12 protein-coding genes are annotated in these 10,475 nt (G+C 68.6%); 8 read left to right on the top strand and 4 right to left on the bottom strand.

All coding sequences use genetic code 11. From position 1 onward, the window contains the following. Together EQG76_RS18875 and EQG76_RS18870 are read right to left on the bottom strand one after the other, a co-directional pair. Positions 1-520 (bottom strand): aminopeptidase P family N-terminal domain-containing protein (locus EQG76_RS18875; RefSeq protein WP_200840931.1); only part of this gene is annotated, 520 nt, incomplete at its 3' end. An 8-nt stretch (positions 521-528) separates the two neighbouring features. Further along, a complete protein-coding gene (locus tag EQG76_RS18870; protein ID WP_159715916.1) occupies positions 529-1,689 on the bottom strand; it encodes a M24 family metallopeptidase in 1,161 nt (386 codons plus the stop codon). 272 nt (positions 1,690-1,961) lie between these two features. Here EQG76_RS18870 and ehuB point away from each other — a divergent pair, with 272 nt between their 5' ends. From ehuB to hydA, 6 genes are all read left to right on the top strand, one after another. Next, positions 1,962-2,819 carry an ectoine/hydroxyectoine ABC transporter substrate-binding protein EhuB gene (ehuB, locus tag EQG76_RS18865; protein ID WP_159715915.1) on the top strand — a complete coding sequence of 286 codons (858 nt, stop codon included), beginning with the start codon at positions 1,962-1,964 and terminating at the stop codon, positions 2,817-2,819. A 46-nt stretch (positions 2,820-2,865) separates the two neighbouring features. After that, entirely contained in the window at positions 2,866-3,594 is a 729-nt protein-coding gene (gene ehuC, locus EQG76_RS18860; RefSeq protein WP_159715914.1) for an ectoine/hydroxyectoine ABC transporter permease subunit EhuC, read from the top strand. A gap of 16 nt (positions 3,595-3,610) precedes the next feature. Further along, entirely contained in the window at positions 3,611-4,273 is a 663-nt protein-coding gene (ehuD, locus tag EQG76_RS18855; RefSeq protein WP_159715913.1) for an ectoine/hydroxyectoine ABC transporter permease subunit EhuD, read from the top strand. Beyond that, on the top strand, positions 4,273-5,049 hold the full coding sequence (gene ehuA, locus EQG76_RS18850; protein ID WP_321573484.1) for an ectoine/hydroxyectoine ABC transporter ATP-binding protein EhuA: 777 nt from the start codon (positions 4,273-4,275) through the stop codon (positions 5,047-5,049). The genes ehuD and ehuA overlap by 1 nt, the downstream gene beginning before the upstream one ends. Continuing rightward, on the top strand, positions 5,046-5,741 hold the full coding sequence (locus EQG76_RS18845; protein WP_159715912.1) for a GntR family transcriptional regulator: 696 nt from the start codon (positions 5,046-5,048) through the stop codon (positions 5,739-5,741). Before ehuA ends, EQG76_RS18845 begins: the two co-directional genes overlap by 4 nt. A gap of 70 nt (positions 5,742-5,811) precedes the next feature. Next, entirely contained in the window at positions 5,812-7,272 is a 1,461-nt protein-coding gene (gene hydA / locus EQG76_RS18840; protein WP_159715911.1) for a dihydropyrimidinase, read from the top strand. Between the two features lie 30 nt (positions 7,273-7,302). Here hydA and EQG76_RS18835 read toward each other — a convergent pair whose 3' ends face one another. Beyond that, positions 7,303-7,722 (bottom strand): hypothetical protein, encoded by a 420-nt coding sequence (locus EQG76_RS18835; protein ID WP_159715910.1) that lies wholly within the window; start codon positions 7,720-7,722, stop codon positions 7,303-7,305. Then, positions 7,722-8,318, bottom strand: coding sequence for a bactofilin family protein (locus EQG76_RS18830; RefSeq protein ID WP_159715909.1), 597 nt, complete (start codon positions 8,316-8,318; stop codon positions 7,722-7,724). Before EQG76_RS18830 ends, EQG76_RS18835 begins: the two co-directional genes overlap by 1 nt. Before the next feature lie 317 nt (positions 8,319-8,635). Between EQG76_RS18830 and EQG76_RS18825 the strand changes: the two genes are divergently transcribed. Both EQG76_RS18825 and EQG76_RS18820 read left to right on the top strand, forming a co-directional pair. Further along, positions 8,636-9,643 (top strand): adenosine kinase, encoded by a 1,008-nt coding sequence (locus tag EQG76_RS18825; RefSeq protein ID WP_159715908.1) that lies wholly within the window; start codon positions 8,636-8,638, stop codon positions 9,641-9,643. 30 nt (positions 9,644-9,673) lie between these two features. Beyond that, positions 9,674-10,475, top strand: an 802-nt coding sequence (locus EQG76_RS18820) for a DMT family transporter (RefSeq protein WP_159715907.1), incomplete at its 3' end; no start/stop codon positions are given.

The raw sequence follows: 10,475 nt of genomic DNA, 5'->3' as shown, positions 1-10,475 counted from the left end.
CCTGCATCAGCCGGATCTCGGCGTCGGACTTGGTCGCGCGCACCCAGTTCACCAGGCAGTCGGCATCGACGATCTCGGCGTCGGGCAGCTCCCTCGCGAGCACCGCCTGGGACCTGGCGGTGAAGTAGTAGCTGTCCGCCTCCACCCCGATCCGGCCTCGGGCGAGGCCACAGTCGCGCAGGTTGCGTGCCAGCTCCTGCATGGGATGGCTGGTGGTCGACTGCACGAACTCGTCGGCATAGTAGAGGATGTTCTCGCCCGGCAGGATCGTGGTGATCCGCGCACCGTTGGCATCCTGGCCGCGGCCGAACCACAAGGGGTGCTCCAGGTCCTGCAGGACGATCACCGCCTGATGGACGTAGAACGACCAGCCATTATAGCCAGTGAGATAGTTCATGTTGGCCGGGTCGCTGCAGATCAGCGCATCCAGGCCGGCTTCTTCCATCCTCGTCTTGGTCCTGGCTACACGGTCCGCAAACTCCGCTTCGCTGAACGGGGTGTTGTTCTTGCCGAATTCCATGGTTCGTCCTAGCGGATCGTCACGTCGGTGGGGGTCTGGGTGAGCACTTCCGCGCCCTGGTCGCCCAGGAGCACGGTGTTGGAGATGAAGTAGTCGCCCTGGCCGGTGCCCATCAGCCAGGACAGGATGTGGAAGCTCATGCCGGTCCGGATCACCAGATCGCTGTCCGGGCGCAGGCCCCAGACCTGGTTGCCGCCGGTCCAGCTGGGCGGCACGCCGATCCCGACCAGGTAGCCGCAATGGTGGCGCCGGTAGTGGGCAAGCCCGGCCTGGTCCACCACGCCCTGCCAGGCGGCATAGACGTCGCGGGCGAGGATACCGTCCTTCAGGCTGGCCACCACCGCGGTGAACGCATCCTGGGTGACCGATGCCATGGCGTGTGCCGCGGGCGGCGCATGGCCGACATGGATCAGCCGGCCGAGCGGTGCGTGATAGCGGGCAACACAGCCGGACAGCTCCAGAAACAGGGCATCGCCGGCTTGGAGGCGAGCCCGGCTCCAACTGGTATGCTCCTCGCCCAGCCGGCTGGTCGCGCGAATGAACGGCCCGAAGCCCGGATAGGTGCCGCGTTCGGCCATGGTGCCGAGGCAGGCCGCGGCGATCTCGGCCTCGCTGGCGCCGTCGTGCGTCGCTTCGACCGCCGCCATGGCCGCGGCGTCGCTGACGGCGGCCGCCTGGCGCAGGCAGGCCTGCTCGGCCGGGCTCTTGACCATCCGGATCGCGTCCACGATGCTGCTGGCATCGACCCAGGCCTGCGCGGCGCACCCCGCCTGGAGCGCCAGGCCCAGTGCCATTGGCAGGCCGCTGCTCCTGGGCTCGAACCCGACCCGGCGCAGCCGCCTGCCCGCCAGCTCGCGGCAGGCGACATCGGCGACCGTCTCGTGGTCGGGATGGCCGGCAAAGCGGGCATGACGTACCTGGGCCGCCACCGTGACCCGCTCCATCGCCCGGGTGATCAGCACCGGCTCGCCGTCCATCGGCAGGACCAGGAGGTGCGGCGCGAAGTAGCCCCAGTGATCGAGGCCGGTCAGGTAGCAGATGTTCTCCGGTGCGGAGATGAGGAGGAGGTCCAGCTCCTGCCGGGCCATGGCTGAGCGGACCTTGGCCAGCCGTGCCGCGTACTCCTCCGCAGGGAAGGGCGGGTCAGCCGGCAGGGTGGCGTCGTCCATGATGGAATGGCTCGACCTGTAATGCACGGCAATCACCCCGGCCCGACGCACGTACACATGCTTCGTTCAGTCTGCGCCGCAGATTCGGTTTTCATCAAGATGGATTCGTGACTTCCTCCCCTAGATGTACACAACTCTTGAAACCTATGGGCCGATGAGGCAGGCTGCCACGATATTGGAGTTCGCCATCCACCGAATCTGCACGCGGGCGGCCCCGCCCGTGGGCAGGTACCGACGTGCTACGCCCATCGACCCGCAACGGAGGACGACTCATGCTCACGTCTATCCTGTCCCGCCGCGCCCTCGTTGGCCTGTTGGCCGCTGCCGCTCTTGTCTCGGCCGGCGCCGCCCATGCCCAGTCGACGCTCGAGGCCGCCAAGGAAGCCGGCTACATCCGCGTGGGCTTTGCCAACGAGGCGCCATTCGGCTTCGCCACGCCTGACGGCAAGCTCACCGGCGAATCGCCCGAAGTGGTGCGGGCCGTCATGAAAAAGCTGGGCGTCGCCGAGATCGATGGCGTGCTCACCGAGTTCGGCTCGCTGATCCCGGGCCTGCAGGCCGGGCGGTTCGACATCGTGGCGGCCGGCATGTTCGTCAACCCGGCACGCTGCGGCCAGGTCCTGTTCTCCGAGCCGACCTATGGCATCGGCCAGGCCATGCTGGTCCAGGAAGGCAACCCCAAGCAGATCACCGACTATTCCAGCATCGCGGGCAACGCGGACCTGAAGCTCGCGGTGATGGCGGGCGCGGTCGAGGCGGGCTATGCCGCCGATGCGGGGATCGGCCAGTCCCAGCTGGTGCTCCTGCCCGACCAGTCCAGCCTGGTCGCCGCGGTCAAGGCCGGCCGCGCCGATGCGGCAGCACTCACCGCCCTGTCGATCGCCGAGATGGCCGCCAAGAACGAAGGCGTGGAATCGACCAGGCCGTTCGGCGAGGTGGCCGGCAAGTCCGTCACTGGCCATGGCGCGGTGGCGTTTCGCAAGGACGACACCGAGCTGCAGCAGGCCTTCAACGCCGAATTGAAGAACTTCCTGGGCTCCGAGGAGCATCTGGCCCTGGTCGAGCCGTTCGGCTTCGGCAAGGACTTCCTGCCGACCAAGACTACCGCCGAGCTCTGCGCCGGGGAGTGAGCTTGCGGTCGTCCGATCTCCCCCTTCCACCCCGCAAAGGCCGGTCATGGTGATGCGCAAGCTCGTGGTGGTGGCGGTCGTGAGCTTCTCGGCCGGCCTGGTGGTGGCGTCCTTCGCGGGGTTCCGGGAGTTTATCCCGGGCCTCCTTGAAGGGGCCCTGGTGACCATTCAGATCACCCTGGCGGGTGCCGTGGTCGCGGTGGTCTGCGCCACGGTGGCGGGGCTCGCCAAGATGTACGCGCCCTGGCCGCTGCGCTGGCTGGCGATCGCCTATATCGAGCTGTTCCGCGGGACCTCCGCCCTGGTCCAGCTGTTCTGGCTGTTCTTCGTGCTGCCGCTGTTCGGCATCACCCTGCAGCCGATGACCGTGGCGATTGCGGCACTCGGCCTGAACATCGGCGCCTATGGCGCGGAAGTGGTGCGCGGCGCGGTAGCCGCCGTGCCGCGGGGTCAGTGGGAGGCCACGGTCGCGCTGAACATGAGCCGGACCCAGGCGCTGCGCCGGATCATCCTGCCCCAGGCCTTCGTCGCGATGATCCCACCCTGGGGCAATCTCTTCATCGAGCTCCTGAAGTCGACGGCCCTGGTCTCGCTGATCACCATCTCGGATCTGGCCTTCCGCGCTCAGCAGATGAACCAGACCACCTTCCGCACGCTGGAGATCTTCACCATCGTGCTGGTGATCTATCTCGCCATCGCCTCGATCATCACCGTCGGCATGAAGGCGCTGGAGCAGAAGGCGGCAGGTGCTTTGGCCCGCGGCCGCAGCCACTAGGGGAGGCCCCTGAACCATGCTCTGGGACTGGAGCTACGCCTTCGAGATCCTGCCGATCCTGGCACAGGCCTCACTGGTAACCGTCCAGGCGACCCTGCTGGGCTTCGTGCTCGCCCTGATCCTGGGGCTGGTCTTCGCGCTTCTCCGGATGGCACGCGCCCCCTGGATTGCCCTGCCGGTCTCCGCCTTCGTCGAGTTCATCCGCTCCACGCCGCTGCTGATCCAGATCTTCTTTCTCTACTTCGTCTTTCCGGAGTTCGGCGTATCGCTCGATGCGTTCACCGCCGGCGTCATCGCGCTCGGCCTGCATTACGGCACTTACTGCGCAGAGGTGTACCGAGCCGGGCTGGACAACGTGCCGCGCGGCCAGTGGGAGGCATCCACCGCGCTGAATCTCAGCCCGTTCCACACCTTCCGCGACATCATCATCCCGCAGGCGATCCCGCCGGTGGTGCCGGCACTCGGCAATTATTTCGTTGCCCTGTTCAAGGAGACGCCGCTGCTCTCCGCGATCGCGGTGCTGGAGTTGATGCAGCAGGCCAAGATCCTGGGCTCGACCACCTTCCGCTACATCGAGCCGATCACGCTGGTCGGCCTGTTCTTCCTGGTGTTCAGCCTCGTGGCCGCCGCCCTGATCCGCATGGTGGAGCGCCGCCTCAACCGCATCGGAGCACGCTGATGACCCAGCCCATGGTGAAGTTCGACAAGGTGACCAAGCGCTACGGCGCGCTCACCGTGCTGGACAGCCTGGACCTGGAGATCATGCCCGGCGAGAAGGTCGCAGTCATCGGCCCGTCCGGCTCCGGCAAGACCACCGTGCTGCGCATGCTGATGACGCTGGAGAAGATCAACGATGGGGTGATCTGGGTGGACGGCGAGCCGCTCACCCACATGCAGAAGAATGGCGGCATGGTGCCAGCCGATGCCGCGCACCTGCGCCGGATGCGCGGCAAGATCGGCATGGTCTTCCAGCACTTCAACCTGTTCCCGCACATGAGCGCGCTGAAGAACTGCATGGAAGCGCCGGTCACCGTGCTCAAGCTCTCCAAGGAGGAGGCGCGGGCGCGCGCCGTCGAGCTCCTGGAGATGGTGGGCCTGGGCGACAAGCTCGACCACTACCCCTCGCAGCTCTCCGGCGGCCAGCAGCAGCGGGTCGCGATCGCCCGGGCGCTTGCCATGCGGCCGAAGGTCATGCTGTTCGACGAAGTGACCTCGGCGCTCGACCCGGAGCTGGTGGGCGAGGTCCTGAACGTCATCCGGCGCCTGGGGGCGGAACTCGATCTCACCATGCTGATGGTCACCCACCAGATGGGCTTCGCCCGCGAATTCGCCGACCGGGTCTGCTTCTTCTATGGCGGCAAGATCGCCGAGCAGGGCCCGCCGGAGCAGATCTTCGGCCAGGCCCAGAACGAGCGCACCCGGCAGTTCCTGAGCGCCTGCCTGGAAGCGATATGAGCGCATCCCCGACCGGGACCGAGCCACCCGTCACGGCCCGCGAGCGCTCGGACCGGATCTACGGCATCCTGCGCGACCGGATCTGCATGCTGGCCTATCCGCCGGGGATGCGCCTGTCCGAGGAGGAGCTGGCGGAGGAATTCAACGTCAGCCGCACGCCGGTCCGCCGGGTCCTGACCCGGCTGGAGAACGAGGGCCTGGTCAGCATCGTCCATGGCGTGGGCACGCTGGTCACGGATGTCGAGCTGGACGAGCTGGCCCAGGTCTATCACCTGCGCCTGGAACTCGCAGCATTGATGGGCCGCCTGTCGCCGGTCCAGCCGGACGCGGCGGCGATCGAGCGGATCGAGGCCCTGATCGCGCGCTGCGACGAGCAGTCCGCGGGCGAACTCGACCACATGGCGTTCGCCCGCCTCAACATGGCCTTCTTCGCCGAGATCAGCGCCATGATCGGCAACCAGCCGCTGCGCGAGATCAGCGAGCGGCTTTATTACCAGACCTCGCGGATCGTCCTGAAGCTCCTGCCGACCATGAACCTGCAGGAGGAGTTCTCGGCGTTTCGCCAGGAGATGGTCGAGATCCTGGCGGCAGTGCGGCTGGGCGACATCGTATCGGTGGGGCATCTGCGCCGGGTGCACATCTCGATGAGCTTCCAGCGCATGCTCCGCCGGGCAGGTGCCGCCTACCGCTGAGCGGGCGTGGACAGAACGGGCGCGGCGTCCGATCATCCCGGCACCACGACATCCTGGGGGAGAAGGTCCGATGGCGCTGTTGATCCGTGGCGGCACCGTGGTCAACGCCGACCGCAGCTTCCGCGCCGACGTGCTGGTGGATGGCGGCCTGATCCAGGCGGTGGGCGAAAATCTCGACGCGCCCACAGGGGCCGAGGTGATCGACGCCGGCGGCGCCTACGTGATCCCGGGCGGCATCGACCCGCACACCCATCTGGAGATGCCCTTCATGGGCACGGTGGCGGTCGAGGACTTCTTCTCCGGCACCGCCTCGGCGCTGGCCGGCGGCACCACCATGCTGATCGACTTCTGCATTCCGGGCCCCGGCCGCAGCCTGACCGACGGGCTGGACGACTGGCAGTCCTGGGCGAAGAAGGCCTGCGCCGACTATTCCTTCCACGTCGCCATCACCGAATGGACCGAGCGCACCGCCCAGCAGATGGCCGAGGTGGTCGATCGCGGCGTCACCAGCTTCAAGCACTTCATGGCCTATAAAGGGGCCCTGATGGTCGACGACGAGATCCTGTTCCACAGCTTCTCGCGCTGCCGCGACCTGGGTGCTCTGCCGATGGTCCATGCCGAGAACGGCGATGCGGTCTTCCTCCTCCAGCAGCAACTGCTCGACCGCGGCATCACCGGGCCCGAGGGCCACGCGCTCTCCCGCCCGCCCCATGTCGAGGCCGAGGCCGCCAACCGCGCCATCATGATCGCCCATACCGTGGGCTCGCCGCTCTATATCGTCCACACGTCCTGCCGCGAGGCGCACGAGGCGATCGCCCGGGCGCGTGCCTCCGGCCTGCGCATCTATGGCGAGCCGCTGATCCAGCACCTGGTCCTGGACGAGAGCGTCTACTGGTCCGCCGACTGGGAATTCGCCGCGTCCCGGGTGATGAGCCCGCCCTTCCGTTCCAAGGAGCACCAGAAGTCGCTCTGGGACGGCCTCGTTGCCGGCTCGCTCCAGGTGGTCGCCACCGATCACGCCGCCTTCACTATCCAGCAGAAGAAGATGGGCCTGGACAACTTCACCCTCATCCCGAACGGGACGGGCGGGCTGGAGGAGCGCCTCAAGTGCCTGTGGCATTTCGGCGTGAACACCGGGCGGCTGACCCCCAGCGAGTTCGTGGCCGCAGGCTCGACCAACTGCGCGCAGATCTTCGGCCTCTACCCGCGCAAGGGCGTGATCCAGCCGGGCTCGGATGCCGATCTGGTGGTCTGGGACCCCAAGGCCAGCGCGACGATCTCGGTGAAGACCCACCATTCCAAGATGGACACCAACGTGTTCGAGGGGATCCGGGTGGAGGGCCTGCCGGCGATTACGGTCGCCAACGGCAAGGTGGTCTGGCGCGACGGCCAGCTCGACGTGCAGCGCGGTGCCGGCCGGATGATCGAGCGCAAGCCCGGCAATGCCGTCACCGAGGCGCAGGCCAAGGTCAACGAGCGCACCCGCCCGCAGGGTGTGCGCCGCACGGTGAGCACCCAGCAGACGCCCTGAGCTTCAAGGCTTCGTGGAGGCCTGAACTGCTCAGAAATTGCTCGCGAGCTGCGCCTCCGGGGCGTGGCGGGCGCGCTGGGGGTCGAGGTCGGTGCAGGCCGGAGCCAGGACCGGGGCCGGCCCGGCGTCGAGCTGCCGCTCGACCGCGGCATGGCGCACCACCATGCCCTGGTCGGTGGTCACCAGGAACACCTCGACCGCGCAGCCGTCCAGGTGGAAGCGCCACCACTGCGCCGGGCCGGCGTTCATCACCATCTCGGGCTTGCCGAACATGGCGTCGAGCTGGCGGGCGTTCATGCCCACCAGGTCGAGCCGGCGTGGCAGGGCATCGGCCGCGATAACGGGCGATGCGGCGGCCGGCGCCGCGGCCGTGGGCGGCGGCGGCGCGCTGCAGCCCGTCGCCAGGACGAGCAGGCCGGCCGCCGCCAGGCGGGAAGAACCGGACTGCATCAGCTGGCGACTGCTTCCTGGACGGGCTGCGGCTGTGCTTGCCCGGAGACCTGCCCGGCCGCCTGACCCTGGAATGGGGCCTGCTCCGGCCGGCCCTCGATCATGCTGACCGAGCCGGACAGGAGCCCGCCGCGCTCGATCTCGATCTCGCCATAGCGGACATTGCCCTTCACCTTGCCCGAGGCGCGGATCAGGAGCCGCTTGCGCACGGTGAGCTCACCCTCGTACACGCCGCTGATCTCGGCCTCCTCCACCTCGCAGCCGCCGATGAACCGGCCGGACGCGGCGATCTCCAGTGCCCTGGTCTCGTTCAGCGTGACCTCGCAGAAACCCTCCACCACCAGCCGGTCGCAGGCGGTGATCTCACCGGCCAGCCGGATCCCCTGGCCGACGATCAGCCGCTTGCCGGCCACGTCGTCGACCATGGCGGCACCGGGCCTGGGCGCCATCACGCTGGCCGCGGTCGGTGCCGGCGCCTCCTCGCGCTTGGGTACGGCCGGCATCACCGGCGCGCGCTGCTCCAGCGAGGGCCGGGCGACGGGCGCGGGCTCCAGCTTCTCGGGACGAGGCGGCTCGTTGTCTTTCCTGCGGAACATGCGGTCACCGTCGGCTTGGGGTTCGTCGGAAGGGATCCGACCTCCACAGAAGCGTCCCACGGCCGCTAGGCCGCGGATACGAGTCCGGCTCTAGCACTCGTGCCCGGCGGGTAGAACCCGGCACGTCCCGCACCCGGACGAACGCGCGAAACATCTCGTTTCCGCTAGCCCCCGCAAAGATGCCGTACCGGCGCAGGCGGCACCGAATCAACCGTACGTTGCATAGCCGACACAAATGGTCGTGCGGCACGCCCGCCGTTGCTCCCTCTGGCGACATCGCTATGGTCCGGCCGCACCACCATTGGAGTTCCTGGAACATGCCGGCAGCCGCTTCCTTGCCCGACCAGCTCGACGTCGTGGGCCTCGGCAACGCCATCGTCGACGTCGTGGCCGATGCGGACGAGGCGCAGCTCGCCAGCCTCGGCCTGGTCAAGGGGGCGATGACCCTGGTCGATGCCGAGCGCTCCGAGTTCCTCTATGCCCATATGGGCCAGGGGGTGGAGCAGTCCGGCGGCTCCTGCGCCAACAGCATGGCGGCGCTCGCCGCGCTCGGCGCCGATGTCGGCTATGTCGGCCGGGTCAAGCAGGACCAGCTGGGCGCCATCTTCGCCCACGACATCCGCGCCACCGGGGTGATCTTCCCCAACCATCCGGCCGCCGACGGCCCGGCCACTGCGCGCTGCCTGATCTTCGTCACGCCCGACGCCCAGCGCACCATGCAGACCTATCTGGGCGCCTGCGTGATGCTGGACGAGAGCGACGTCGACGAGGATCTCGTGGCCCGCGCCAGGGTCACCTATTTGGAAGGCTATCTCTGGGACCGCGACGGTGCCAAGGCCGCCTGCCTGAAGGCCGCGCGGATCGCGCAGGCGAACGGCCGCAAGCTGGCGCTCACCCTTTCCGACAGTTTCTGCGTCGACCGCTGGCGCGCCGAGTTCCGCGACCTGGTGCGCGACCGGGTCGACATCCTGTTCGCCAACGAGAGCGAGATCACCAGCCTGTACGAGACCGACAGCTTCGACGAGGCGATGGCGGCGGTCCGCCGCGAGGTAGACTTGGCCGTCCTGACCCGCGGGCCCGCGGGCTCGGTCATCGTGGCGGGCGACGAGGCCCATCCGATCGAGACGGTGCGCCCGGCCCAGCTGCTCGACACCACCGGAGCGGGCGACCTCTACGCCGCGGGCTTCCTCTACGGCTACACCCACGACTTCTCCCTGGCCGCCGCCGGCCGCCTGGGCAGTGCCTGCGCCGCCGCGGTGATCGAGCAGTATGGTGCCCGGGTGCGCCGCCCGCTGCGCGAGCTGATCCCGGCCGCGATGGGCTGAGCCCGCCCAGCAACCGACCCGCCAGCGCCGATGCCGCCCTCCAGCCGGCTGGCCGGAATAGGCTGGGCGCTGTCCGGCGTCCTGGTGTTCACGATCATCTTCGCCACCGGCAAGCTCACCGGCGGCGAGGTGCCGCTCGCCCAGCTCGTGACGCTGCGCCTGCTGGCTGCCCTACCAGTCCTAGCCGTCTGGCGCTTGGCCGCGGGCAAGCGGATCCCGCTCTTCACCCGCTCGCCCGGCTGGAGCGTCCTGCGGGTGCTGGCCGGCTATGGCGGGCTGATCTGCGCGCTGGAGGCGGGCGTGCGCCTGCCGCTGGCGCAGGCCAGCACGCTGGGCCTCCTGGAGGGCGTGCTCGCGGTCCTGTTCGGCGCCCTCCTGCTCCACGAGCAGGTGAGCCGGCGCCATGCGCTGGCGGCCGCGGTGGGCCTGGCCGGCGCGGTGCTGGCCGCGGAGCCCTGGCAGGTCGACTGGCAGGCCTCGATCGGCGTGCCGATCGCGCTCGGCAGTGCCGTCCTGTTCGCCCTGGAGGCGGTGGTCATCAAGAAGCTGGTCGAGCTGGATGAGGCCTGGACGGTGATCTTCACCGTCCACGTGCTGGGCCTCATCATCCTGGCGGTGCCGGCCGTACTCACCTGGCGCGCCCTGGACTGGCCGACCACCCTGTTCGTCCTGAGCCTGGGACCGCTCGGCATCCTCGGCCAGTTCATGAACGTGCGCGCCTGGCGGGCCCTGCCGGTCTCGGTGATCGGCCCGCTCACCTATAGCTGGGTACTGTTCGCCGGCCTGCTGGGCTTCGTCATGTTCGGCGAGGTGCCGGGCCTTTGGACCCTGG

This window comes from Geminicoccus flavidas (assembly GCF_009806515.1).
Classification (GTDB): domain Bacteria; phylum Pseudomonadota; class Alphaproteobacteria; order Geminicoccales; family Geminicoccaceae; genus Geminicoccus; species Geminicoccus flavidus.
This window is presented reverse-complemented; position numbering and strand designations above follow the sequence as displayed.

Bases quoted from the DNA above. Each gene is read 5' to 3' on its own strand.
- EQG76_RS18870 (WP_159715916.1), bottom strand. From the start codon at position 1,689: ATGGACGACGCCACCCTGCCGGCTGACCCGCCCTTCCCTGCGGAGGAG.
- ehuB (WP_159715915.1), top strand. From the start codon at position 1,962: ATGCTCACGTCTATCCTGTCCCGCCGCGCCCTCGTTGGCCTGTTGGCC.
- ehuC (WP_159715914.1), top strand. From the start codon at position 2,866: ATGGTGATGCGCAAGCTCGTGGTGGTGGCGGTCGTGAGCTTCTCGGCC.
- ehuD (WP_159715913.1), top strand. From the start codon at position 3,611: ATGCTCTGGGACTGGAGCTACGCCTTCGAGATCCTGCCGATCCTGGCA.
- ehuA (WP_321573484.1), top strand. From the start codon at position 4,273: ATGACCCAGCCCATGGTGAAGTTCGACAAGGTGACCAAGCGCTACGGC.
- EQG76_RS18845 (WP_159715912.1), top strand. From the start codon at position 5,046: ATGAGCGCATCCCCGACCGGGACCGAGCCACCCGTCACGGCCCGCGAG.
- hydA (WP_159715911.1), top strand. From the start codon at position 5,812: ATGGCGCTGTTGATCCGTGGCGGCACCGTGGTCAACGCCGACCGCAGC.
- EQG76_RS18835 (WP_159715910.1), bottom strand. From the start codon at position 7,722: ATGCAGTCCGGTTCTTCCCGCCTGGCGGCGGCCGGCCTGCTCGTCCTG.
- EQG76_RS18830 (WP_159715909.1), bottom strand. From the start codon at position 8,318: ATGTTCCGCAGGAAAGACAACGAGCCGCCTCGTCCCGAGAAGCTGGAG.
- EQG76_RS18825 (WP_159715908.1), top strand. From the start codon at position 8,636: ATGCCGGCAGCCGCTTCCTTGCCCGACCAGCTCGACGTCGTGGGCCTC.